The organism is Janthinobacterium sp. B9-8 (genome assembly GCF_000969645.2).
Classification (GTDB): Bacteria; Pseudomonadota; Gammaproteobacteria; order Burkholderiales; family Chitinibacteraceae; genus Iodobacter.
Genome location: NZ_CP014222.1, coordinates 3,603,742 through 3,630,640, shown reverse-complemented (window position 1 = coordinate 3,630,640; position 26,899 = coordinate 3,603,742). Strand labels below are relative to the sequence as shown.

At 49.7% G+C, this 26,899-nt stretch carries 15 protein-coding genes; 9 read left to right on the top strand and 6 right to left on the bottom strand.

The genetic code is table 11. From position 1 onward, the window contains the following. Positions 1–137 precede the first annotated feature (137 nt). A complete protein-coding gene (locus VN23_RS16345) occupies positions 138–3,221 on the top strand; it encodes an efflux RND transporter permease subunit (protein ID WP_046352506.1) in 3,084 nt (1,027 codons plus the stop codon). Positions 3,222–3,294: 73 nt separating this feature from the next. Continuing rightward, on the top strand, positions 3,295–4,416 hold the full coding sequence (locus VN23_RS16340; RefSeq protein ID WP_052746656.1) for an efflux RND transporter periplasmic adaptor subunit: 1,122 nt from the start codon (positions 3,295–3,297) through the stop codon (positions 4,414–4,416). 150 nt (positions 4,417–4,566) lie between these two features. Here the strand turns inward: VN23_RS16340 and creD are convergent, their stop codons facing one another. The 3 genes from creD to creB all read right to left on the bottom strand — a co-directional run bounded on the left by creD (position 4,567) and on the right by creB (position 8,606). Then, positions 4,567–5,997, bottom strand: coding sequence for a cell envelope integrity protein CreD (gene creD, locus VN23_RS16335; protein ID WP_046352507.1), 1,431 nt, complete (start codon positions 5,995–5,997; stop codon positions 4,567–4,569). A 492-nt stretch (positions 5,998–6,489) separates the two neighbouring features. Then, entirely contained in the window at positions 6,490–7,923 is a 1,434-nt protein-coding gene (gene creC, locus VN23_RS16330; protein WP_046352508.1) for a two-component system sensor histidine kinase CreC, read from the bottom strand. Continuing rightward, positions 7,923–8,606: a two-component system response regulator CreB gene (creB, locus tag VN23_RS16325; RefSeq protein WP_046352509.1), complete on the bottom strand. Its 684-nt coding sequence runs from the start codon at positions 8,604–8,606 to the stop codon at positions 7,923–7,925. The genes creC and creB overlap by 1 nt, the downstream gene beginning before the upstream one ends. A 357-nt stretch (positions 8,607–8,963) precedes the next feature. Here creB and VN23_RS22195 point away from each other — a divergent pair, with 357 nt between their 5' ends. The 3 genes from VN23_RS22195 (at position 8,964) to VN23_RS16315 (ending at position 11,383) form a co-directional block, all read left to right on the top strand. Then, positions 8,964–9,209, top strand: coding sequence for a patatin-like phospholipase family protein (locus VN23_RS22195; RefSeq protein WP_231743285.1), 246 nt, complete (start codon positions 8,964–8,966; stop codon positions 9,207–9,209). Between the two features lie 29 nt (positions 9,210–9,238). Then, positions 9,239–9,949 (top strand): patatin-like phospholipase family protein, encoded by a 711-nt coding sequence (locus VN23_RS16320; protein WP_231743282.1) that lies wholly within the window; start codon positions 9,239–9,241, stop codon positions 9,947–9,949. A 129-nt stretch (positions 9,950–10,078) separates the two neighbouring features. Next, a complete protein-coding gene (locus tag VN23_RS16315; protein ID WP_046352510.1) occupies positions 10,079–11,383 on the top strand; it encodes a hemolysin family protein in 1,305 nt (434 codons plus the stop codon). Positions 11,384–11,712: 329 nt separating this feature from the next. On the opposite strand, the gene VN23_RS16310 is transcribed toward VN23_RS16315, so the two are convergent. Then, positions 11,713–12,288 (bottom strand): chemotaxis protein CheB, encoded by a 576-nt coding sequence (locus tag VN23_RS16310; RefSeq protein ID WP_231743280.1) that lies wholly within the window; start codon positions 12,286–12,288, stop codon positions 11,713–11,715. A 407-nt stretch (positions 12,289–12,695) separates the two neighbouring features. On the opposite strand from VN23_RS16310, the gene VN23_RS21875 reads away from it, so the two are divergent. Together VN23_RS21875 and VN23_RS16305 are read left to right on the top strand one after the other, a co-directional pair. Further along, positions 12,696–12,836, top strand: a complete 141-nt coding sequence (locus VN23_RS21875; RefSeq protein ID WP_156455214.1) for a hypothetical protein — start codon at positions 12,696–12,698, stop codon at positions 12,834–12,836. 67 nt (positions 12,837–12,903) lie between these two features. Next, the gene (locus tag VN23_RS16305; protein ID WP_046352512.1) at positions 12,904–13,485 is read left to right on the top strand and encodes a hypothetical protein; all 582 of its coding nucleotides are present in this window, start codon (positions 12,904–12,906) and stop codon (positions 13,483–13,485) included. A gap of 592 nt (positions 13,486–14,077) precedes the next feature. On the opposite strand, the gene VN23_RS16300 is transcribed toward VN23_RS16305, so the two are convergent. Continuing rightward, positions 14,078–22,900 (bottom strand): GH36-type glycosyl hydrolase domain-containing protein, encoded by an 8,823-nt coding sequence (locus VN23_RS16300; RefSeq protein WP_082752808.1) that lies wholly within the window; start codon positions 22,898–22,900, stop codon positions 14,078–14,080. 789 nt (positions 22,901–23,689) lie between these two features. Beyond that, on the bottom strand, positions 23,690–23,893 hold the full coding sequence (locus VN23_RS16295; protein ID WP_046352639.1) for a CsbD family protein: 204 nt from the start codon (positions 23,891–23,893) through the stop codon (positions 23,690–23,692). A 628-nt stretch (positions 23,894–24,521) separates the two neighbouring features. Between VN23_RS16295 and VN23_RS16290 the strand changes: the two genes are divergently transcribed. Together VN23_RS16290 and VN23_RS16285 are read left to right on the top strand one after the other, a co-directional pair. Next, entirely contained in the window at positions 24,522–25,907 is a 1,386-nt protein-coding gene (locus tag VN23_RS16290) for an alpha/beta hydrolase (RefSeq protein WP_046352513.1), read from the top strand. 158 nt (positions 25,908–26,065) lie between these two features. Next, entirely contained in the window at positions 26,066–26,824 is a 759-nt protein-coding gene (locus VN23_RS16285) for an ABC transporter ATP-binding protein (RefSeq protein ID WP_046352514.1), read from the top strand. The last annotated feature ends 75 nt before the right edge of the window (positions 26,825–26,899 follow it).

The window sequence follows — 26,899 nt, the reverse complement described above, 5'->3', positions numbered from 1 at the left end:
TTGGTGTATTGATTAAGTACAAATTTAATACAATCTTTATAAGCCTCATGACATCAAATTGAAGCAGAATATGCTGGTGGGCTGTGTGGCATTATTCTGGTGCTCAATGTTTAACCTCTTTTGAAAGAAGCTTCTGCATGTGGATAACCAAGGTAAGTATCAAGCATCCCGTCTTTGCGACGATGGTGATGTTGGCGCTGCTGGTATTGGGTATGGCGTCGTATGGCTTGCTGCCGGTGGAGCGGATGCCGCCCGTGGCCAGTCCGCAGGTGTTTGTACAGCTGAGTTATCCGGGTGCATCGCCAGAGGCAATTGAAAATGATCTGATCAAGCCCTTAGAAGATCAGATTAATACCGTAAATGGCGTAAAGCATATCTGGGCCACCGCGCGTGAAGGCTCGGCCTTTATGTCGGTAGAGTTTCGTATGGATGCGAACTCGGCCAATGGCTTGCAGGAGATCCGCGATAAAGTGGCTTTGATTAAGCCCACTTTTCCAAAGGAAGCGAAAGATCCGCTGGTGTTAAAGGCCGATATTAGTGGCGAAGATGAGCCTGTAGTTCAGCTAGCGCTGCGATCTGGCACGCTTAGCCTGCGTGAGCTGAGTATGCTGTCCGAGCAGATTGTCGTGAAGCGTTTGCGCACCGCGCCGGGGGTGGGGAGTATTAATAGCCATGGTCTGGTGAATCGCCAGATTCAGCTGCGCCTGCGCCGTGATGCGTTAAGCAGCTACGGGCTGGGCGTGGATCAGGTGATTAATGCCGTACGTGAAGCCAATCAGGATGTGCCTGCCGGACGCATTGTGAATGGTAACCACGAGCAATTGGTGCGCCTTGAGGGCAAGATTAAAGATCCTAAGCAATTTGGAAAAATCATTGTGGCGCGCCAAGCCAATACACCGGTTTATCTGGAGCAAGTGGCCGATGTGATTGATGGCGAGCAAGAGCGCACTTCGATCTCGCGCCTTGATGGGCAATCGGTCATCAGTCTGGATATTTTCCCTATTCAGGGCTCCAATATTGTAGAGCTGGGCGATGGGGTAAAAGCGGTAGTAGAGAAGATGCAATCTTCCTTGCCAGCAGGCGCCGAGCTGACCATTGTGCAAGCTAATTCTGATGAAATCAGAAGTGCGCTGAATCAAACAAAAACCACGATTCTGGAAGGCGGGATTTTGACCACGCTGATCGTGTTTATGTTTTTGCATTCCTGGCGCAGCACGGTGATTACCGCTTTAACCTTGCCGATCTCAGTGATTGCCACGTTTATTGTGGTGCACGCCTGCGGTTTTTCTTTGAATATGCTGACGCTGATGGCACTGAGCTTATCGATTGGCTTATTGATTGATGACGCGATTGTGGTGCGGGAAAACATCGTCCGCCATCTGGGTATGGGCAAAGATCATTTTCGCGCCGCGAATGAAGGCACCGAAGAAATTGGCTTGGCTGTCATGGCAACGACCTTTGCCATTGTGGCCGTGTTTGTACCCGTCGCATTTATGCATGGCATTATCGGGCGCTTTTTCTTTCAGTTTGGTATTACCGTTACGGTGGCGGTTTTAGTTTCTTTATTTGTCAGCTTTACGCTTGATCCGATGTTGTCGTCTATTTGGCACGATCCGGAAGGTGATCGCTTTAAAAGCTGGCCGCTGATGGGACGGTTTATGGCTGCTTTTGAGCGCCAGATTGACAAGCTGCACGATATCTATGGGCGCTTTCTGGCTTGGTCTTTGCATAAAAGAAAAACGGTGTTGGCAGGGGCAATGGCCGCTTTTATTGCCAGCCTGTTTTTACTGCCCCTGATTGGCACCGAGTTTGAGCCTAAGCAAGATAAAGGCTTGATTAACTTGCAACTGGAGACCCCTACCGGCTCTAGCCTTGACTACACCGATGCGAAGACAAAGCAGATTGAAGATTCTTTAAAAGCATTTAAGGAAATTGCTTCAATTCAAAGCGCGGTAGGTGTGCAAAATAGTAAAAATATGTCGGAAGTGACGCTCAAGCTGGTGGAGCGTAAAAAGCGTAGATCGCAAGAGGATATTGAAAAAGAAATTCGTGAGACTGTTGGCCGGGTGGCGGGCGTTCAGCTATCGGTGGGCGGCTGGAAGCCGATCTTTATTACCGTATTTGGCCCGGATCCAAGCAAGCTCACCCAGATCACGGGCGATTTAATGAAGAAGATCGCCAAGATTCCGGGCGTGGTTGATCTGGAAAGCAGCGAAAAAGCCTTTACCCCTACGGTGGCGATCAAAATTGATAATGAAGCTGCTAATGATTTGGGCCTGAATAACGCTCAAATCGGCAGTGCATTGCGCTCATTGATTTCAGGCGAAACTATTAGCCATTATCTGGCCAGTGATGGGCAAAATTATGATGTGGTAGTGCAATTGGCAGAAGCCGACCGGCGCACTGCGGCTGACTTAGGCGATTTATATTTAAGCAGCAGTAAAAGCAATGCTGATGGATCGCCCAAGCTTGTGCTTTTGCGTCAGGTGGCGTCTTTAGAGCCAAGCAGCAGTGCCCAGCAATTAAAGCGGCTGGATATGCAACGCCGTATTTCGCTTTACGCCAATGTGCAAGGCCGTCCTAGCGGCACGGTTAGCGGAGAAGTGCAGGCGCTGCTGGATAAAACCGAATTGCCGCCGGGTTATCACTTTGGCGCGGGCGGTCAGCAGGCCGAGATGCAAGAAGCATTTGCTGCATTCTTAGCTGCAATTGGCTTGGCGGTGATCTTTATTTACTTTGTTTTGGCTTCGCAATTTGGCAGTTTTTTACAGCCCTTGGCGATTATGGCTTCTTTGCCATTCTCACTCACAGGCGCTTTACTGGCTTTATTCTTAACCGGCACCACCATCAATTTATTCTCAATGATCGGCTTTATGATGTTGCTGGGGCTGGCTGTTAAAAATGCGATTCTGCTGGTGGATTTTGCTAACACGGCCAAACGTAGCGGGCAAGCCGTCAGAGAGGCCTTGCTGGCAGCAGGGCAAGTGCGTTTACGCCCTATTCTGATGACCACAGCAGCCATGATTTTTGGCATGTTGCCGATGTCAATTGGCTTTGGCGAGGGTGGTGAAACTCAGGCGGCTATGGGCCGGGCAATTATCGGCGGGGTGATTTCATCCACGGTACTCACCTTGATTGTGGTGCCGATTTTATACGCCTATCTGGATGGCTGGGCTGTCAAGCGGAAAGCGCGTAAGGCTTTGAAGCTAGCCATCGTTTAGCCATAGGCAAGGCTGTTGCGATGGGTATCGAATGTCGCCCATGCTACAAAACTCTTTAATCAGGATGAATGCGATGACTGTGTTTAAAAAAAGAAGTATTGGCTTGGGTGTGCTGTTCCTTGTGCTTGCTATTGGTGGAGTGGCATTTACTCAGGGCAAGGGCAAAGCGGATAAGTCAGAAGACCATAAATCCCCGCGCAAACTTGAATTTGCCGCCGCAGATTTAGCTGTGGCGTCGTTGCGCCCGCTGGATCAGTCCATTTTGATTAATGGCGCTTTGCAGGCGGTGAACTATGCTGCGCTGCGCTCTAAAGTATCGGCTCAGGTTGATAGCGTTTTGGTGCGTGAAGGCGAGGAAGTTAAAGCAGGGCAGATCTTGGCGCGCTTTGATGCCAGCAATATTGCGGCGCAATTAAACGAGCGGCAAAGCAATCTGGAAATGGCCAGGGCCGAGCTTACCCTTGCAGAAAAAACCCACGGCAAGAATTTAACTTTGCAAAAGCAGGGTTTTATTTCTGGCAATGCCTTTGATAGCAGCTCCAGCAGCCTGACCGTCAGCCAAGCCAAATTAAAAGCCATGCAAGCACAAGTGGCGGTGGCTAAAAATGCGATGGACGATATGGTGCTGCGTGCGCCTATTAATGGCCAGATTAGTAAGCGTTTTATTCAGCCCGGTGAAAAAGTTGATCAGAATTCCGAGCTGTTTAATATCGTCGATTTATCCGCCATGGAGCTGCAAGTAGCGGTGCCAGCCAGCCAGATTGCCAATGTATCGGCAGGCCAGCCCGCGGAGTTTCAAGTGGATGGATTTAACGGCAAAGTATTTAATGGCACGGTGCAGCGCATTAACCCGGAAGTTGAAAAAAACTCCCGCGCCATTACTGTTTTTATTGCGGTGAAAAACCCCAACGGCGCTTTACGCGGCGGCATGTTTGCCAAAGGCCAGCTGGCTTTGGGGCAATCGCAGCCTAAGCTCACGATCCCTAATAGCGCTGTGCAAGGCGGTGCAACCGATCCTTATGTTTACAGCCTGGAAAACGGAAAAATCGCTCAAAGCAAGGTGAAGTTGGGAAGCAGTGACGAGCGCAGCGGCTTAATAGAAATCACCGCAGGCCTGAATGCCGGAGCCAAAGTGCTGGCCAGAAAAATGGATGGCATCAAGCCGGGCATGGTGGCGACTGCGGTGGGTGGCTAATTTTTAGGGTGGGTTAGGCCAGAAAATGCATTCAATATGGGCGCAACCGTAGCTTGGCCGTAACCCACCACAGTGTCACGGTGGGTTACGGCCAAGATAAATTAGCTCCCTAATCACCATCAGGAGTGGCCTAACCCACCCTACATATCTTTAAACCACAGTCTCTGCACTCGCTGGCCGTAATGCTTGCCAATCCATTTTACGGGTAAGGATCATTACGCAGCTGAGTAAGCCAAATAGCGTGATACTGCCCATCAGTAGCGCCATGTCTTCTGATTGCAAGATGCCATATAGCAAGCCGTATAGTGCAGCTAATACCACAGCAAACCCCACCCCGCGTTGCCATGCGGCTAAGACAAAACTCACGTAATAGCCGAGCAATAACACCGATGCCGCTGCGGCAGTCCAATAGGCTTTGGCAAAGCCCAAATGCTCGGATAGCGATAGCGTTAGCAGGAAAAACAGGGCTAAGGCTGCGCCGACTAAGGCGTATTGCACGGGGTGGATCTCGATTCGTCTCATCAGCGACATTAAAAACACCGCGCCAAAAATCACCAGTACAAATAATTCTGCATATTTAATGGTGCGCTCGTTTAAGACGTATCTGTCTACAGGATCAACAAGGCGCAGGCCTAGTGAGGCGGATGAGCATTCTGATTCGCTGCATTTGCTGGTTTGAGCGCCGCCTGTAGCCAGCTGGCTGGTTTGCCAGCGTGCGCTGAACCCTTGAGCCGTTACGCTGCGCTCTACCGGTGCAAAGTTGCCGCTAAAGCTAGGGTGCGGCCAGTTGCCTGCGAGTGCCACATGGCTTTCTTTACCCACCGGCTCGATCAGCAATTGCGTAGTGCCACTGAGTTTAAGGTGGAGTTTGAAATCCAGTGATTGCCCGGAGTCCGGCAGCTTAATCATGGCATGCACGCCATTGCCGAGATTTGTTTTGGCAACTGGAGCAGGTGCTGCTACTGCAACGGCTGCAGCACTGTCTTCTGCTGTGTTGGCCGTAGTATGAGTCCCGATTGCTGATTGGGAGGTGCCCGGCTCAAAATTCAGCGTATCGGCCGCCAGCGTTCCGCCCATATTTTGGATACCGCGTACATCCGATAAGCTGAGCACCAGATAAGGCTGGCCCCAGCGGCTGCTGATTTTTTCACGGCTAGAGCTGGGCTGCTGCTCAAAGCTGAGGAGTGGTGCTAAGGCAAAGCGCCCGGATAGAATTAAATCACTGCGGTAAATGGGCGCTTCAAAAATGCCGCGTTTCAGGCTTTCTACGGCTAATTGTCCCTTAGCTGAGAACTGCTCGGGGCTGATAATGATATTGCGGCTGCTGGTGCTTTCTTCCCAACTGCTGGTTTTACCTTGTGGGGTGGTTTGCTCAATCAGTTTGCTGGTGGTTTCTGTTAATGGCAGCACCAAGAAAGGCCCTTTCACCGTTTGCTCACCCGCGCTAAATTGCGAAATCTCTTGGCGGACTTCCTGAGCGCGTTGTTGCCGCTCAAAAACCAAATGTCGCACCAGATTTAAAACAAACAGCATCCCCAGCATCAGCAGGCCGATGGTGATGATTTTCCACTTTAACTTCATGATATTCCCCAGTGCGCTTGTGTGATGGGGGCATTTTGAGGGGCTGATGTGGAGGGAAAATGCGGGGAATGTGGAGATTGTGTGGAGATGGGTGTTTTGTTCTCGAGGTGAAATGCTTCAAATCTAGCCGTGTGTTTTTAAGTAGTGCCTTCGGCACGTTGATTTAGGAGCGGTAGCCGCGGGGGCCTTCCTTTCTTGAACGGCCAAGAAACGAAGCCAAGCCGCAACCCCCAAAGCACGAAGGCCCCTCACTGCGGACAATCGAGTCGGCGGCTGCGGGACTCACTCGCTTCGCTCGCTCAAACAGGATCAAAGAAACCCCGCCCCGCTTGTTCCTCGCTTCGGCGTGCTTCAGGGGGATTTAAAGCCCCGTGCTACGAGTCACGATATAAATCCAGATCATTGAATTTGGAAATGCTCAAAGCGCAAAGAGCAAATAGCTTAATTCAAGAAAATGCTTTCCTCCTCAAGATTTGGGTTTTTGCTATTTAGTTAACCCAAGGGCAAGCAAACCCTCGCCACCACACCTCCCTCCGCATGATTCGCCAGGCTCACACTTCCACCATGCAATTCCAGCATGGTGCGGGTGAGAGCTAGCCCCAGACCGGTGCTTTTTTTGCCGGTGGCGGGGCGGGGTAGGGAGTAGAAGCGCTCGAATAGGCGGGTGAGGGCGTAATCGGGGATGGGCTCGCCTTGGTTGTGGATGGCAATTTGCAAGCTTTGCGCTGCTATCGTCATCCCGATATGGATTTGGCCGTGCTCAGGGGTGAAGTCCAGTGCGTTTTGCAGCAGATTTCTGATGGCTTGGGTGAGTAAAAAGGCTTCGCCGTGGATGATGGCGGATGGCCACGGCGCGTGCAGGATTTGCCGTGTACCAGCTTGTGGGCTGAGTGCGGTGATCACTTCGTCGAGCAGCCTGGCGATATCTACCGGCTCGGCATCTTTAAGGGCATGCCTCGCTTCCAGTGTGGCTAGTTGCAGCAGGCGGTCGACAATTTGCTGCATACGGGCGGTTTCCTGGCGGATATGGCCGGTAAAACGGCTGTGATCACCTTCTTTGAGCGCTAGGCCTTCTTCAAATAAAATTTCTGCCGCGCCTCGGATGCCTGCCAAGGGCGATTTCAGCTCATGGGTCAGATCGTGCACATAGTTTTCTATATAGGCTTTGCCTTCCAAGCGTTCACGCATCGTGCCGAGTGCCGTAGCCAAAGTGGTGAGCTCGCGATTGGCGGTAAAGACCGGCACGGGCACGGTCTGGCCCTCGCTCACGGCGAGTGCAAAACCGGTGAGTTTGTTAATACCTCGGCTTAGCCACCATGAAAACATTGCGCCAATCACTAAACCAATGGCTAGCAGCAAGAGGCCTGCCCGCCAGAGTTTATTTTCACTACGGTCAATAAACGGTTGCATGGCCCAATTGGGGCGGGCGACGGTGAGCACGCCCACAATCTCTTTGCCCTTGGTAATCGGGGCGGCAACGTGCATCACGGTAGATAGCTCATTTTTTGGGTCGGCCAGCGAGCTGCGCGCACCGTATTGGCCGCGTAGCGTAAGGTAAACATCGCGCCACTGGCTGTAATCCTGACCTAGCGCCTGGCCGGTGGAATCCATAATGACCTTGCCTTGGGCGTCGGTCACATACACACGCAGAAAGGTTTTATCGCGCTGCACACCCCAAACCTGGGCTTGAGGGTTTCTTTCGGCAAACAGCTTGATCGCTTTGGCAAAGCGGCCCGCATCGAGGCGCCCAGCTATAAAATCTGGCTGAATCAGCTCGGCTAGCAGATTGGCGGTATCGACCAAGACTTCCTCGCTGGATTGGCGCACTGCGGGTTTGATTTCATCTCTTACGAGGCTGAGTACATAGGTTGCCAGCAGGCTGACCAGCAAAAAGTAGCCAAAGAAAATTCGCAGTGAAAAGCGCATTAAACCTGCTCCAGCGCATAGCCAAAGCCACGGTGGGTGGCGATGGGGTCAAGATCGGGCCTCACCACACGCAATTTGGCGCGCAGGCTTTTGATATGGCTATCAATGGTGCGCTCAAAGCTATCTTCGGCGGCTTCACCGAGGGCATCCAGTAATTGGGAGCGGCTAAATACTTGGCCGGGATGGGCGAGCAGGGTGATCAGCAGGCGGTATTCTGATGGCGTAAGCGTCAGATTATTGCCTGCGTATTGCACTCGTTTGGCGTGGGTATCGTGAACAAACAGCCCATTATTGATGGCGGAATGGCTAATGGCAGCGCTTAGGCTGCTGCGCTTTAAAATCGCTTTTACTCGGGCAGCAACTTCGCGCGGGCTAAAGGGCTTGAGTACATAATCGTCCGCGCCTAATTCCAATCCTAAAATCCGATCGAACTCCTCGCTTCTGGCGGTGAGTAGCAGCACGGGTAGCTCGCTATGGCGGCGCAGGCGTTTGAGCACTTCCAGCCCGCTATCGTCGGGCAGGCCAATATCTAGAATCAGCAGATCGGGTTTTTGCGCCTGAATTGCCGCCTCGCCTTCTCGGGCGAGTGTGTAGCAGCTCACGGCAAAACCTTCCCGCTCCAGCGCAAAGCGCAGCGTATCGGTAATGGCCGCTTCGTCTTCGATCAGGATGATGGATGACATAGGGAGGAACTCTTATTGGATGGCCTTGATTGTAAGTGACTTTATGCCATTGTTGTCAGCATATTTCCTGCTATGCTGCATTGCAGCATAAGTTTAATCTCCGTACTTTAAGCTGAGTGGCTTTGCTACATCACACGCTAGCAGCCTGTCGGACCTGAGCGTCCGTAGCGAGAAAACGTCCGGTTTGAGATGGATTTTGAGGTTTTTTGAGGCGGATAGCTGGCTATTTAACGAGAAAAAGCTCGAAATATGGCCAAATCCGGCGTTTCCTCAGTAGGACACTCTTAAGTCTGACAGGCTGCTAGATACCACGGTTTGAAACCTGCACAGCAAGGTTTAAGCCGCAGAGGGCTGGCTATGACTAAGAAAGTGATTAATCTTGCTTTGCAAGGTGGCGGCGCGCATGGCGCGTTTACTTGGGGCGTGCTGGATGCTTTGCTTGAAGACGGACGTATTCAGTTTGATGGCGTTAGTGGCACCAGTGCGGGGGCAATGAATGCCGTGGTGCTGGCGCAAGGCTTGATGGATGGCGGTGCTAATGGGGCAAGGCTGGCTCTGGATCAGTTCTGGTTGCACTGGCCAATAGTATGCCGGGGGATTTAGGGCAGAGTGACGGGGGTGGGGTTAGCTCTGTGACAAAAGCGATGCAGCAGTGGTCGCGTTATTTATCCCCCAGCCAGATGAACCCTTTTGATTTAAACCCGCTGCGTGATTTGCTTACTCATCAAATTGATTTTGCGGCTTTGCAAAAGAGCAGCCCGGTTAAGCTATTTATTGCGACTACTCATGCCAATTCGGGCAAGTTAAGAATTTTCCAAAATAATGAAATGAGTAGTGATGTGATTCTGGCTTCGGCCTGCCTGCCCACAATGTACCGCAGTGTATTAATTGATAACGAGCCTTATTGGGATGGTGCTTATTCGGCTAATCCAGCTGTGTTTCCATTGTTTGATCTCTGCAATGCCTGTGATATTTTGCTGATTTTGTTACAGCCATTATATTTAAATGACACGCCTGATTCTGCCAGAGAAATTCAGAGCAGAATTTTAGATATCACTTTTCAATCGGGTTTTTTGCGTGAAATGCAAATGTTTACCCGGCTAAAAGCACGTCGGCCATTGTTTGTCTGGTCTAAATTGGAGCGGCATATTGCCCGCACTCATTTTCATTTGATTGAGGCGGAGTTAGCACAATTTGATGCCGAATCTAAATTAACCGTGAACCTAAAATTCTTTGCCACACTCAAAAATATGGGACGAGAAGCAGGGCAGAAATGGCTGGCAAATAATTATCTAAAGTTGGGCAAGTCGTCCAGCGTGGATTTGGCTGAGGTGTTTGCCTGAACGATGGCTGCTGAGGGCACGCATAATTTTGCCATTTACCAAGGCAATGAGGCGAAAGTGGTCTTGTTGCTGCATAATATGGATTAACTCAACAACAAAAAAGGATAGGAGTTTCTTGAAACTCCGGATATGGGTAGTAGTATCTTATTGATTGTTCTCGCTTTTCTGCTTGTGCTTCTTAACGGCTTTTTTGTGGCCGCAGAGTTTGGTTTAGTTAAATTACGCTCCACTCGAGTAAAAGCCATTGCTAAAACAATGGGCTGGCGCGGGCATATTTTGGTTAAAGTGCATGGCGATTTAGATGCTTATCTCTCTGCTTGCCAGCTCGGTATTACCCTCTCATCTCTTGGCCTTGGCTGGATTGGTGAGCCTGCTTTTGTGCAGCTATTGCAGCCCGTGCTGGGCGCAATCGGTATTGTGAATGCAGCGTTAGTTCACTCGATTTCCTTTGCCGTTGCCTTCTTTATTATTTCCTATTTGCATATTGTGGTGGGCGAGCTGGCCCCCAAATCCATGGCGATCCGCATGCCGGGTAAAGTCAGTGTGTGGACTGCCGTGCCGCTGTATTGCTTTTACTGGCTGATGTATCCCGCGATCTGGGCGCTTAATCACAGCGCCAACTGGGTGCTGCGTAAAGTGGGCTTGGATGTAGCTCCTGGCCACGATAGCCATTACTCCTCTGAAGAGCTCAAGCTGATCTTGCGTACTTCTCAGTCCGATGATCAATATTCTGAAGACGATTGGCGTGTATTGGCACAGGCGCTGGATTTCCGCGATCTGGATGTTGCCGATTTAATGCACCCATTTAGCGAGGCGGTGGCTTTATCTGCCAGTGCCGATATTGAAAGCAGTCTGGATAAAATTGTTCAGCACCGTTATAGCCGCTATCCCTTGCTGGATGAAAACGGTCATGTGCAATCGGTGGTCCATCTAAAAGATATTTTCTTTGCTATGCGTAAGGGTGAGATGCCGGCGCGTTTGGATAAATTGGCGCGCCCGGTGCAAACCGTATCACCGCGTTTATCTGCATCAGAGCTATTTAAACGCTTCCAGCTTGGTGCGCCGCATTTTGCCGTGGTGGCTTATCAGGATGGCCAGCCCTTAGGCTTTATCACTCTGGATAATTTGCTGGGTGCTTTGGTGGGCGAAATTCGTGACGAATTTCGTCAGGCACAGAATGAATGGTCCAAGCTTGATGACGGCTCTATGATTGGCAAAGGTAGCCTAACCATCTTTACCCTGGAGCGCGCCTTGGGTATTGATATCGAAGACACCGACGTGGATTCGGTAGGCGGCCTGATTATGCAGCAGCTGGGTGATTTGCCTACGGAAGGCCAGCGGATTCAGTTCGACCACTTCGACGCTGTAGTCAAAAAAATGAACGGACCAAGGATTGTGCTGGTGAGGATTTATCCGAGGGAAACGGTGAGCTGATTGTAGGGCTTCATACTATTCACTTAAGTAAAACCAGCAGGTGTGTGCTTTTGTAGGTTGGGTTACGCGATATAACGGCTAACCCGACCTACGGATGATCTATTTTGACCTTCCGCTAAATTGTCCGGTTGTGTCATGCCCCCCGTATTTTCCTTTTTGTTCTTCGCCGGTTCAGGTGGTTTCTCATTCTGTCCTACTTGCTATTGAGCCCACGGCTCAAGCATCGTGCTGTCCATTTCTAATTTAAAGTTTGCATCCTGGTTTTTAAGGATAAAAGCCATCTGTGCTTCCTAGTATGGGGGCCGCCAGCGAGACGCTTGGCACAGGCGTCACTTGGACTTCAATGCGCCCGCAATGCGCGCAATTTCTGTAGCGATATCTTCTGGCGCTAGGACAAAGTCAATGCAGCCGCTATCGATCGCACTTTCCGGCATATCAGGCTGAATTGCCGTACTTAGTTTCTGTGCAATGGTGATGCCGCCTACTTCTTTAATCCCGCAAAGCGCCTCGGCCCCATCTCCGTCATAGCCGGAGACGATGACTGCGATGAGCTGGCCATCCCAGTAGCAGGTGAGTGAACGCAGGAATACCGTGATGACATCAGGCCAGCCCCGTGGCTTTGAGATCGGTTTTAGGTGAAACACGCCATTGCAAACATGCAAGTCTCGATTTTCAGGAATGATATATAGGCGGTTGGGTTCAATTAACAAGCGCTCCGTGATGAGCTCAACCGGCATTGCGGTGTAGTAAGGAAGAACTTCATGTAGCCGCGTTGGCATCCTTGTAATGTGATTCACAATGGTAAAGGCCGCGCCCGTATTAGCAGGGAGGTTCTTCAATAGGCGTATATAGGCATCGAGCCCGCCTGCCGAGCCGCCGATGCAAACGATGGGGAAGTCTTTCATTCTGGAACGCCTTTTCATCAATTAAATAATCGTGATCAACACCCTCATGTTTTTATATTCATGGCTCGCATTATTTTTTGGAAGGGGAAGCTGAGTAGAAACTTAGCTCTACTAGAGGGAAAGTAGTAGCAAACGTGCCAGGCATCTGTGCGCTGCCGTACACAAGTCTTTGATTTGGATCTTCTTACAACGCAACTTACTCAGATTCAAAAATAAATAGTGGATTTCTCTACTGCTCACCCTGCGCTCATGCACGAGCTTCCCTATGATCGCTCGAGGCTGTGATAGGTATTGGACGTTCGTGGCGAATTTATCGTATGTGCGGAATCGTACAGACATTGCAAGTGCTTACGAGCAACACTTGAATTCTGCGCTTTAAAGCAGTGTAAGGGTGTGGATATATCACGATGAATCATATTGTTAATCATCGTGTGGCCTGTTTGGGTCGGTGCACTCTGTATGGTTATCAGCGGGCTAAGAACAACCCAAGTGGCTTGCCCTCTTGCGGGGACCGCGTATGGCTGCTTACGGTTGATGTGATCGAATGATTCTTTTCCGCCACAATTTTTCTAAGTCAGCTGAAATTTATTTTTGCAATATTAAAAAGGAATAACCATGAACAAGTTGAATCTGACCGCACTTTCGGTCGCATTATTTCTTGGCGTAAATACTAGCGCTATCGGTGATGAGATGTCGAAACCAGACTACAAAGCCGCCAAAGAGGGTATTTCGGCGATGTATAAGTCGGACCAATCTACGTGCAAGACAATGACTGACAACGCTAAGGATGTGTGCAGCGAAGAAGCCAAGGGGCGCGAAAAGGTAGCTAAGGCAGAGCTTGAAGTGAAAAACAGCCCTAGCGTCAAGCATCGATACGATTTGCGGATGGCGAAAGCGGATGCTGCATACGACGTTGCTAAGGAAAAGTGCGATGACGCCTCCGGTAATGCCAAAGACGTGTGCCGCAAGGAAGCAAAGGGCGCCTACGTTACCGCTAAAGCAGACGCAAAAGTAGCTGAGAAAACTTCGGACGCTAATACCACGGCACGAGAAAAAAGCACTGAAGTCCGTAAGGATGCGGTAACCGACAAACAAGATGCCGCCTATGCCACAGCGAAGGAAAAATGTGATGCGCTGGCTGGCGACACCAAGGCCAATTGTCTCAAGGAAGCTAAGAAAATCAACGGGCAGCCCTGAGCGTAAATTGAAACGGCCTCCCTTTTTTAGGGAGGCTAATTTCAATAGTGATGAGATCAGATGTGTAGTTTGTGTAAAAAGGTTAGGTCATCGAAAACCGAGATGACATTGACGTGCTGCAACGCGTCAAAGGCCGCTAAATTGCATTTACTTGTGCTTATCGCGCAAGTTCTGATCTCTTCCTCCCGCTTGGCGCTTGTGTGCGTCTTTGCTTGAGTAGGCCTAATTTAGGCACAATTTGTGCCGACCAGTCGTTTGTAAACGCAGCACTTCTTAGCAACTGACTTACAAGCTGCTTTAGCGCAAGCTGCTAAAATCCCCTTCGCGTTAAACCCCGCATCACCTCCCTCTACGCCCAGTAATGATCGCTTCTTCATCATTACCTAACCCCTTGATACGCACATTGAGCTCAGCTCGCTGCCCGGGGCTTTTCCTCGCTCAGCGTCATTGTGAATGAGTCGACTGCAGACCTTAAAAGTGCGAAATCGCTGGGGTTGGGCGGCAGATGGGCCAAGCCCACCCGCCGCTAAGCAGCACTGAGTTATCAAGCCGTATTTGCTGCCCTCTATCCCCCAATAATCGCCTGCCTTGTTTAATTGTGGGGCGGTTGAATCTTGGTAATACCTTGATCAATCGTGATTGAGAATTCACATAAATGTGGCTGCTGATCATCAACTAAGCTTATCACCGCCTCCTCCTGTAAAACCCCATCAATGCTTAAAGTGATCACTTCAGAATCATGCAAAGACGAAACGGGTGTTTGGGTGATGTGTAGGTGATACACCGTATTAATGTAGCGGTAATCAATGGTGATCTTTGGCCAGTCAGCCGGTAAGCAAGGCTGTAGCGTAAGCCGATTGCCTTCAAGCTTTATTCCTAGCAGTGATTCAGTGATCAAACGATATAGCCAACCTGCCGAGCCTGTGTACCAGCTCCAACCGCCTCGGCCTTGATCGTTTGGCAGTGCATATACATCAGCCGCAACCACATAAGGCTCTACTTTGTATCGGTTTGCCTCAGCGGGTGTAGTGGCATGAAGAATCGGATTAATAATATTGAGTAGCTTCCAGGCTTGATCTCGCTCTCCTAACTCGGCAAACGCCATCGCCGCCCAGATTGCACCATGTGTGTATTGGCCGCCATTTTCCCGCACACCCGGTACATAGCCACGGATATACCCCGGATTGTGTTCGCCACTATTGAAGGGGGGATCGAGCAGCTTAATCACGCCGATGTCACTACATACAAGGTGAGTATCTAGCGCCGCCATCGCGATTCGTGAGCGATTTGCATCGTAAGCGCCACTGAGCACAGACCAACTTTGTGCAATTGAATCAATTTTGCATTCGTCTGCCGTATGGCTGCCCAATGGCGTGCCATCGTCAAAGTAGGCGCGGCGATACCATTCACCATCCCAGCCATGAGCCTCTAGGTTTTGATGGAGCTTGGTATATTGCTCATCGCATCGCAAAGCAAAAGGGGCATCTCCATAGGCTGTGGCGATTTTACTAAATTGCCGCAACACTTCGCACAGGAAGAATCCTAGCCAGATGCTTTCCCCTTTGCCTTCAATGCCGACCAGATTCATGCCGTCGTTCCAGTCACCGGAACCCATCAAAGGCAAGCCGTGTTCACCAAACCGCAAACCGTGCTCGATCGCCAATACACAATGCTGATACAGCGTTGCTTGTTGTTCTGAAGGGCTTGATAAATCGAAATACGATTCTTCATCTGGATGCAATAAGCGTCCATCCAAGAAATGAATTTCGGTCGCTAAAACGGCCAAATCTGCGCTACTTTCAACATAACGGCATACGGCCAGTGCCAGCCACAAATAATCATCAGAGCAACGCGTTCTTACCCCACGGCCTAATGGCGGGTGCCACCAATGCTGTACATCTCCTTCTTTGAATTGTCGGCTAGCGCAAAGCAATAAATGCGCTCGAACGGTGGCTGGCTCGGCATGAACTAATGCCATGACATCTTGCAATTGGTCACGAAACCCAAATGCACCGCCTGATTGATAAGCACCGCTGCGCGCCCAAATTCGGCATGCTAGGGTTTGATACATTAACCAACCATTGGCTAAAAGATTAAGCGCTTGATCGGGTGTATGCACCTGAACCGTCGTTAATGTTTTTTGCCAATAGTCTTGCACGGCCAGCAAAGCCTCTTTGGCCGCTAAAACCCCGCGAAACCGCGCGAGCAATTGATTGACTTCTTCTTCTGATTTCCCAAGCCCTAGCCTAAAGACGATTTCTTTTTCTTGCCCCGCTGCCAGCTCAAAATGCGTTTGCATCGCGCCACAAGGATCAAAACCCGCCCCTGTTTTGCCAGATAATCGAGTCCGTTGCAGTGCCGCCGGGTTTTTTAAGGAGCCATTTCGGCCAAGAAATTCAGTTCTATCGCCTGTCACAAAACGATTAACATTATCGCAATCTAAAAAAGCGATTCGATCTGAAAACTCAGTGCTGTAAGGGTTTCGAGCGCATAAGGCGCCGCAATGCGGATCAATCGAGCTGTGAATATGCATCGCAGATTTGCTGCGTAAGTCACCCAATACCCACTCCATATATGCCGTTGCAGATAGCTGTTTGGGTTTGAGTGTGTCATTGCTAACTTTAAGCACGATAAATTTAATGGGTGCATCGAGCGCAACGTAAACCCACATTTGCGAACGAACCCCAGCTACTTGCGTCTCAAACACGCTATACCCAAAGCCGTGCCGAATCGTGTAATCGCTTTCGCGCTTGCAAGGTAGTGGCGTGGGCGACCAAACATGGCCCGTTTCTTCATCGCGCAAATAAATCGCTTCACCGCTGCTATCGCTAACGGGGTCATTACTCCAGGGGGTAAGCCGATATTCGTGTGCGTTTTCGCTCCAGGTATAAGCTGAGCCGCTCTCTGAAATAACACTCCCAAAGTGAGGATTGGCTAAAATATTCACCCAAGGGGCTGGCGTGACTTGCTCTGGTTTTAATTCGATGACATATTCGCGGCCATCTTGTGAAAAGCCACCAACGCCATTGTCAAATAATCGATTTTGTTTCGGATTGGCAGGCAGATTAAGGCGTGCAGCGGGTGGCGCATTGATTTTGTCTGCAATTAACTTGGGCATTTTTAATGCCAGCGGTCCTAGCTCTGTGAGTTGCTCCTCCAAAGTACCTTTGCTGTCTATGAGCACAACACGAGCGACCGATTGAAACAGCAGCCTGTCTTCACTTGAAATATGCTCTGCAGATCGAACAAAAATACCGCCTGGCCGATCAAGCACACTGGCCTCAATGCCTGAGGCGATTAAACCGAGGATTTGTTCCTGCAAGCGCTGTCTATACCCTGCATGGTCTTCATTCCAAATGACCAAGTCGACAGTCAGCCCTTTCAAGCGCCAATAGGCATGCGCTTGTATTAATTGCTGTACCAGCTCGATGTTTTCAGCAGCGCTTATTTGTAATAGCACGATGGGCAAATCGCCTGAAATAGCATATCCCCACAAACCAGATTGTCCCCGGCGATTTTTGATTAATTCTGCTTTATCCGCGCGTAAAGCGCTCTGTGCGTAAATGACTGCTCCTGCAAGTTGCGCATACAGTTGTGAGTCGGCCTCGTTGGCATTGAGCTGCCTGAGTACCACATGGCTATGTGTCCAAGCCATGTCAAACACGCGATCCGCTGAATAGTAATCCTGATATTTATTAATTAAGCCTAATGCCGCTTCACGATGATCGGCGTCACCCGTAATCATACTGAGCATACTCGATTGTCCTGGTGCCAGCTTAATGCGATAGCGAATCGCCACAATGGGATCTAGCACCGAACCTTGTGTTCCAGATAATTCAGACCATTGCTGCATCGCTTGCGGATTAGCGCTGGTGTTCGTGCGGCCAATGAAACGTAATCGATCTGTTTCGTAAGACGCTGCACTGACCTCGCCACCGTGCACAATCATCAGATGTAATAAACATGGCGCAGCTTCTGTTGGCGAGCGCGGACGCCTGGTGCATAAAATGGCGCGCTGCTCGGGCAATATTTCGGTTTGAACAAATAAATTACTAAATGCGGGATGCAATGCATCTGCTGCCGCAGGTGCAATAACCACTTCGGCATAACTGGTTACGTCAATGAGGCGAGCTTGTTTGGAGCGATTGGTGATACGGATGCGCCGCAGCTCGATATCGTCTTCAGGCGAAACAACAATTTCTGTCTGCGTTTCAAACCTAGCCTCGCTTGAATTGAGGGCATCTGTGCGCCGAAATTCGGCACGCCCTTCTGTGAACGTCGCTTCGAAACTTTCTGCAGATTTGTTGCAGGGTTGCGAGCTATTTGACCAAAACTCGCCACTTGTTTGGTCTCTGACATAGCAAAAAGTACCCCAGCGATCGCTGCTACTATCTTCATGCCAACGGGTCATCGCCATGTCTTTCCAGCGGCTATAACCGCTACCGGCATTGTTAACCATGACGTGGTAGCGACCATTCGATAGCAACTGCACTTCTGGGCTTTGGGTGTCGGGGCTATCAAACGTTCGAATTGGGGTTGTGGCCCGTAAAGATAAATCGCTGATATCCGGGCGCTCCTCCGTGTGCGAGTAAACAGAGGATGAAACAGGAATGCGCTCCTGGAGTAAAAGCAGCACAGACTGAAATAAACGATCAGATTCAAATCGCCGCTGCATGGGGCGATCAAGTAATAGATAAGTAAGCGCCAACAAACTCATCCCTTGGTGATGAGCCATATAGGCGTAGACAATGGCCGATGTTTGTAAGCGGCGCTGGCGGACAGGCGTGTAGTCAACCGCTTCAAATAAACCGAATTGCCCTAGTAGTTTCTCATCCGCAAGACGCATCAAATTCAAACATGCTTTTTCAGGTATGACCATCAAGGCCATGACTGAGGCATAGGGTGCAATCACTAAATCTTCTGCAAGCCCTCGTTTTAAGCCTAAACCAGGCACTCCAAAAGCACGGTATTGATAGTTTTGATGGACATCAACGGCGTTGTATCCCGATTCTGAAATACCCCAAGCGACCCGCATTTGAGCGCCATATGTAATTTGACGCTCAACGGCAACACGGCAGGTTTGCTCTAATAGTGTGTTTTCATAGCTAGGCATCACCAGCAGGGGCATCAAATACTCAAACATTGAGCCTGTCCACGACATCAAAACGCTTTCACCACCAGAGTTGGTGAGCAAACGTCCCAATGCAAACCAGCTTTCTTGCGGTATTTGGCCTTGCGCAATAGCCACAAAACAACAAAGGCGCGCTTCGGATGCGAGTAAATCATAGCAACCAGAGTCAACTTTTTGCTCGGTGACGTTATAACCAATGCTAAGTAAATTTCGAGTGGGATCGAATAAAAAGTCGTATTCCATTTGCGTCAATTGCTCGGCCTGCAATGCCAATCGTATCGCCTTATCTAGCATTGCTTTTGCACGGCTAGCGCCGACATGAATTGCTCGTTGTAATGGCATCCATTCAGATTGAGTATGGGTGCCGCCTGTTAGGCCACTTGCTTCTACATTAGTCAGCTGAGCGAGTTCATGTAAAGTCAGATTTTCAGTGGCCGAATTCAAGCGTGTAAGGGACTCAGGGCTAGCCCTTAAACTGAGCCACGGCGCAATAAAGTTTAAAGCTTCAAGCGCAGCGTCTGCTTGCTGTACAAATTTTTGTGCCCACCATGCGCCGATTTCCTCTGTCTCAGCTTCTTTGGATTCAAGTGCTGCCACTAGGGCAATACCTCCACGCTGCAATTCAAGCAATGATTGTCTTAGCTGACTGAGCATTGGGGGGGATTGAGCTAGAACTAATTGCAGTGTTTGGCGTAATGCTTTGACTTCAGCAGGCGCAATTTGTGGCGCGAAATCTTGCTCGATAACGCTTAGCACATCACTGAGCCCAGTAAAGACACGCGGCGAGATGAGGCAATCATCTTTCAGTAATAGCAAGCCGGCTTTCAGTGTTAATAAATGCCCGGCTAGATTTCCACTATCAACCGTTGATATATAAGCAGGCGTCAGTATTTCCAGAGTCTGAGTATCGTACCAGTTATAAAAATGCCCTTGATACTGGGCTAAGCGGCTCATCGTTTTGAGGGTGTTTTCGGTGCGGACTAATAATCCTTCGAGCGGCAAATACGCAAAGTCGTAGGCCGATAAATTGGCTAAGAGCGCAAGCCCCATATTGGTTGGTGATGTACGATGAGCAATCGTGTCCTGACGGTATGGCTGGTAATTATCTGGCGGCAAGTAATGATCATCAGCGCTAACAAAACGCTCAAAAAAGGCCCAAGTTCGCCGCGATAGTGCACCTAGAAACTGCAACTGATCATCAGATAGAGCACTTTTCTGGGGGGATTGCGGCAAGCTGATCCACCAGGCAATTGCGGGTGAAATAAGCCAAAGCAGCAGGATGGGCCAAGCCACTAATAAAGATTCGGCTTTAAACTTGGCAAGAGTCATACCGAGTATCAATGCCAGCGCAGGACCGGCCCACATCAGTGAGCAGTAAATACCCAACTGATGCGCTTGGCCCTCTTTGCTGTCCCTTTGGGTTTCTTGTGAAGAGCGCCATTCTAATAAATGAGTATGGCTCACTTTCATGCGCCAGATGGTTATACCAATGGCACTTAGGCTTTGCTTGGCTTCAAAAGGCAATAAGGCCAGTTCAAAAACTAATAAACCCAGTCTTTGCCATAAGGCTTTTGCAAGCTCCCGAATATGCAAGCTCAAGCTCATTTCCGCGGGCTTTTTCAGCAAGGAGTGCAGCGTAGTGATGATGGTTGCGCTGCAGATAACGCCGAGTAGCACCACGCTTGAGAGCCATAGCGATGGTGACAAAAGCCAAGCAAAGATAAAGGCTAAGGTCAGCGCAATAGGAACCAGACTGCGGCGCAGATTATCGATGAGCTTCCACTGCGACAGCATGGACAATGGATTAGGCGCGCGCGTAACACCCGCTAAAGCGCTTAAATGGGGTGTTGTTGATAGCAGCCAGCCTACAAGTTGCCAATCGCCTCGCAGCCAGCGATAGCGCCTAGAAATATCAGCACGATAAGTGACTGGGTAATCTTCATAGAAATCAACATCACTCACTAGGCCAGAACGGGCATAACATCCTTCCAGTAGGTCATGGCTTAGAATGCAATTGTCGGGGAGCCGTTTTGTCAGCGCCAATTCAAAAGCATCAAGATCATAAATGCCTTTGCCAATATAAGAGCCTTCGCCAAAAGCATCTTGATAAACATCCGAAACGGCTCGGGTATAGGGATCAATGCCCACCATCCCGCCTAACAAGCGTGCATAGCGTGAACGATTACTCGCGTTTAAATTGAGCGCAATGCGCGGCTGTAAAATGCCATACCCACTGACCACCCGCTGTTTTTTTGCATCATAAACTGCGCGATTAAGCGGATGCTCCATCGTGGCGATCAGTTTTTTTGCGGCATCCCGTGGCAGCTGTGTATCCGTATCTAGGGTAATGACATACTTCACTTGCCCTAAATGGCGTAATTCGCCTTCAACTTGCGAAAAACCATAAGCGGCCACATCAATTTTTGGGGAGTTAGCGCGTAATAAGGCGTTCAAGCAGGCTAATTTGCCGCGTTTACGCTCATAGCCCATCCAAGTTTTTTCACTTTTATTCCAGCTGCGTGCACGATGGAATAAATAAAAATGTGCTCCTTCAGCACTCGCCGTATCTGCGGCATATTTCTGATTTAGCTGATTAATTCTTTGTTGTGCCAATTGCTGTAAAGCGGCATCTTCAGGCTGATTTTGCTGTGCTGAATCGCTAAAATCGGTGAGTAGCCCAAAGTAAATATGCTTATCCCGATTGGCTAGGAAAGCCACTTCGATTGATTCAATTAAATCTTCTATATCATCGACGTGCACCAGCATCGTTGGCACGATAACGAGGGTGCAAGCGCTTTGCGGTACACCCTGTGAAAAGTTCATTCTGGGCAAAGCATGGGGGGCTACCCACAGCGTTACCAACCAATTCACAAGGGAAATAGCACTTTGGCTTGCAGCCAAAGCCACTAAAACACCCATCAATAACACTAAACCTAGCGATGTATAAGCACTCACAATGGATTGCAAAATCAGTAGTGAAAATAAGGCCGTGATCAGAGCAGCACCCAGCAAGTAGGTGCTTAATGGTGAGCGGGTGATGCGTTTTTTCCATTTTTTGAGGTAAAAGGAAGGGATATTGATGGCCTGCTCTAATTCATCCACGCCTTGGCCAATCAAAAAATAGCCAATATGATTAGCCCCCTCTTTTTGCCCTGTTGCAGCTTGCGCTAAATGAAGCGCGGCTTGTGCTACTTCGATTTCTTGGCGATGGCTCTGTTTAGCCAAAGTTTCCAGTACATGGCGATAACAATCGCGAGTAGCAAAATCCATTTTGGAGTAAATCTGGCTAGGGTCTTGGCGAAAAATTTGTTCTGCCACGCTCATCTGTTCAACAAAGTCTCGCCAATCCACGGCGCCCAAAATACGCAAGCTGCCAATACTATTGCTGACGGATACTTGGTCGGCGGCTTGTTGTTGGTTTTCTAGCTGAACTAAATGCTCGATGGAGAGGCCAGACTCGGTTAGATGTTGCTCTATCCATGTTAGTGGTAAGGCCAGCGCGGTGCCGCGCCCTTGTAAGCGACGAGCCAACTCGGCCACAAAGGCGCTAACCATAGGTGGGCTGGAGCGTGCCATATCGGCAATTGCCAAAATAAGATTTTTTGGATCTTTTTCTGCAACTTGGGTCATCTCCATTGCCCATGCACATGCGAGGTGACGTTCATTCGTTCGAATGGCAACGCGTGCACTAATGCGGCGTAAATTCTCAATAATCGCCAGCCGCAGCATGATCGGGATGGCCCACAGTTCGCCCAGCTTGAGCGGGCTGATGCTTTGATACGCGCTGATAAAGCGCGCTAATGTTTCCATATCAATGCGCCCATCACTGTGCGCAATCGTCGCCAAAGCCAAATCATAAACACGAGGGCAGCCAGCAGATGGGCCCTCTTTGAGATAAGGCAATTGGCGGTAATAGTTTTTGGGTAAATGGTGTTTGGCGGTATGAATTTGCTCTTCAATTAAATAAAAATTGTCGAGTAGCCATGCGCCCGCTGGCGTAATCTCTCTTTGATTAGCAAGCTCTGCTGTTAATAGATTGCATACATTGATGAGTGTTTTTTTATTTTCATCCAAGCGGGATAATAAAATTTCAGAGGCATTTGTTCCGCCTAATTGATGCATGAGGGCCAAAGATTTGCCATGCTGTGCCATTTGGTCTGCGTTGTATAAATCGTCGCGCAATGGCAATTCTAGGTCTGAAGAAGAGGCATTGCTCTGATGCCAAGGCTGCCAAGAGCTAAAAGCCATTTGCCATAATTTGCCCAATAAGTTGCCATTTGCCATTTGAAAGGTGCCTTTTACACAAGCATTTCAAAAAGCCATCATGGCTGCTAGCTCGTTCGGCTAAGCCTCGGGCCGCTGTAAAAGCACCTAAACGGCACACATTTGACTCGCTTTTTTGACCAGTAACGCATTTTTGGTCTGTAAATCCGGCGAAATCTGCTTTCGTTTATGATGCTTTTTGCTAGTCGGCGGCCTAATGCTGGCAGGCGACTAGCGTGTTCAGCTGCACAAGTCCGAGGTTTGCAGCCTACGAACGTAAAATAGAAACGATCGAGCCAATGGCAATTAGAGAATGCTTAGAATTTATCGAATAAATATTGCTAGCAATTTGATTTAGCAAGATCAAAACCATGTCTGAATTAAGAATTCGTGGTTTCGATTTTATTAATTCACTTTATGTTCATATCATTTTTGATTGATTTAACACCTTTCACCATGTGCGGGCAGCTTGCACTGCTTTTGCACTACTGGTATTTGATGTGATAAAGCCACTTAATTGCATAATGCATTTAAGCGTTTCAAATTTAATTTCTGCTGTTTTTAAGTTTTTCTCATCCAAAAGAGCTGCTTTCACTTTTATCGTCATTCAGCTATCGCTCATGTATTGGCTGGAACCTTCTTGCTTGGCGTCAGATGCGTAAGTGGCTAATGACAATAATGAAAAAGGAATAAAAAAAGTTGATAAAGTGATGCAAATTTTATTCACAGTAATTGCTCCTAAGGTTGATCAGCAGCGTCACTGAGATGAGGTCATTACGGCGCCCCCCTTAATCGTGGAAAGTACCCTTTTTAAACTCGATGCGATGCTTCAAAACGCTTGATTTGCTCTTCCGCATTGTTTTTTCCCACGCCATAGGGCTCTTGTAATTGGCCTGACAGCGTGTCTCGTTTGCCAGCGAGGACATCTTGGGGATCAGCGGCTAGGTTTTCCCATTGCTCTTTGACTTTGCCCTTAAATTGCTTCCAGTTGCCGGCGGCGATATCCCAGTTCATAGCAATATTCCTTGTGTCTTCGGCCACCATTGACGATATTGTCAATTCAGCAACCTCATCGGCTACTTGGCGAGTATTTATCACGATGATGGGACTTAGGATGTATGACTCTCTCAGTAAGGTCTGTGCGTTAGCGAACACTGCCATGCCATTTGTTGCGTTATGGTCCTCGTTCATAACTCTTTATTACCTGCGTCGCATGCCTTGTGCATGGCCGTTTTGCGGCTCAGCGCAATTGTGAATGAAACGCCAACAGATCCTAGCCTCACTGCTATTGGCTGAATCTAGTCTGGGAGTAGGGTGGCAAATATAAAATCTAATGGTGTGCTTTGGGGGCAAGCGAGGCTCTCATTTAGCAGGCTAAATTGGGGCAATGCCATATTGGGTATTAAACGGCTCGATACGATTGCGGATTTAATTTCGTGTGTGGGACAAATTGCCCGCTGCTTGAAAGGTTTATGATTTAAGGCTGGCGCTGGTGGCTACACAGGCTCGAGCCCTGTCCCCGCAAGCAAAAATACTAAGCCCCTGATCACTATGTGCGCAGGGGCTTTTCAGTTTCGGCTCGTCACGTGTTTGGCAAGCCTTAGGTTATACTTGCACCAATCTTATTAATAGAAAGATAGCGATGCAGGTATTAATCTTCGCCCTCCTCTTATTCAGCTTTTCTGCCCATGCGGCAACTAAGCCTTGCCGTATTGATGGCTTTGTTAGCGAAGTACAGTGCGGGCAGATTGAACGCCCGCTTAATCCCAATCAGCCTTCCGGCAAAAAAATTCAGATTCACTATATGGTTTTGCGGGCTCAAGACCGCAATAAACTCGCCGATCCCGTGTTTATGCTGGCGGGTGGCCCAGGCCAAAGCGCAATTAATATCGCTAGCTGGGCGCAAGGGCCATTAAATAAATTGCAGCGCCGCCGTGATTTAGTGTTTGTAGATCAGCGTGGCACGGGGCGCTCTGCACCGCTGGAGTGCCCAGAAACGCAGGACTTAAACAAGATTGCCGATGCTGATTGGGGTATTGCTGAGCTTAAAAACTGCAAGGCTCAGCTGCAAAAACTCCCCTATGGCGATCTGCGCTTTTTTAGCTCGCCTATTGCTGTGCAAGATTTAGAAGCGGTACGCAAAAGCGAGGGCTATCCGGCGATTAATCTGTTGGGCGTTTCTTATGGCACACGTGTGGGGCTGGAGTATTTGCGCCAATATCCGCAAGCGGTGCGGCGTGTGGTGCTTGATGGTGTATTGCCACCTGATTACGCTATATCGGGCAGCGATATACAAAAGGCGCTCGATAGCCTGTTTGCCGATTGCAAAAGCGATGCGCGTTGCCAAAGCGCTTATCCCAATCTGGCTCAGAGCTGGCGCGATTTGCTGGCGAGCACACCTAAAACCACCGTTTTAAAACACCCGCGTTTAAATACCGAAGCCAATGTGACCATTAGCCGCGACAGTGTGCTGGGCATGGTGTCGGCCGTGCTGTATTCGCCAGTGAATAGCGCAGGCCTACCGTTTGCCATTACAGAGGCCAAGGCAGGGCGGTTTAATCCGCTGTTGGCGCTTAGCGGGCAGACCGTCTTGCCCAATGCGGGCAAGATTTTTGCAGGCATGCATTACTCGGTATGGTGCGCCGAGGAAGCAGGCCGCTTGCCGGTTGTGGATGATGATTTTGGCCGCTTTCGCAGCGAAACCTACCGCAAAGTCTGCGCCCATTGGCCACGTGGCACCGTGCCTGAGGCTTTCTATTCCCTGACTAAAAGCGCTGCGCCTGTATTGCTACTGAGTGGCGGGCTTGATCCGGTTACGCCGCCTCAGCACGCGACACACGTCGCCAAAGCGTTGGGAGCTAAGGCGAGGCACGTGGTGCTGGGCAAATCCGGCCACGGCATGCTGATGCAGAGCTGCGTGGATGATCTGGTGTACCGCTTTATAAATGCAGAAGACGCACAAAAAACAGACCTAAGCTGCGTAAAACCCATCCCAAGGCCTATGGTGTGGGTCTTGCCTAAGGGTTAAGCCAAACCCAAATCTTGAACCACGGAGGGCACAGAGAACACAGAGTTACACGGAGAAAAGCAATTCAAGGTTTTCTCCGTGATCCTCCATGTTCTTTTTAACTCCGTGGTTCAAGATTTGGGTTCTTAAAGGAATGATTCAATGTTTGTGATAGCGCCATGATTATTGTCGAGCAATTATCTAAGCAATTTGTTCGTGAGGCCGCCTGGCCGCGTCGTTCTAAAAGCGTGGTGCAGGCGGTGAAGAATATTCACTTTAGCGCGGCAGATGGTGTGGTGACGGGCTTATTGGGTGCGAATGGCGCGGGTAAGACCACCACGTTGCGCATGATTGCCGCGTTGCTGCCTGCGGATTCGGGGCGGGTGTTGGTTGATGGTGTGCAGGTTGAAGCAGGCAAGCAGGTCACGCAAGCGCGGATGGGCGTGTTGTCCGATGCGCGGGGTTTGTATCCAAGGCTGAGCGCCCGTGAAAACATTGCTTACTACGGCGTGCTGCACGGCATGAGTAGGGATGAGGCTAATGAGCGAGCGACGGCGCTGGCCGATGCGCTAGATATGCGTGCCTTAATGGAGCGGCGCTGCGAGGGCTTTAGTCAGGGCGAAAAAATGAAAACGGCACTGGCAAGGGCGCTGGTGCACGATCCGCAAAATATCATTCTGGACGAGCCCACCAACGGCCTCGATGTGCTGGCTACCCGAGCGCTACGCGAGTTTTTGGCATGGCTAAAATCGCCTGCCGGCGGCAACAAATGCATTCTGTTCTCGACCCATATCATGCAAGAAGTAGAGCGGCTTTGCGACCATGTGGTGATCGTGGCGGGTGGCGAAACCGTCGCACAGGGAACGGTAGCTGGGCTATTGGATCAGGCAGCAGAAAGCAACTTTGAAGACGCTTTTGTGAAACTGGCCTTTGCTTGAAACATTCAAAAATGGTGACTACTTAGGTGCGCGAGCAAAACCCAAATCTTGAACCACAGAGAACACGGAGGACAC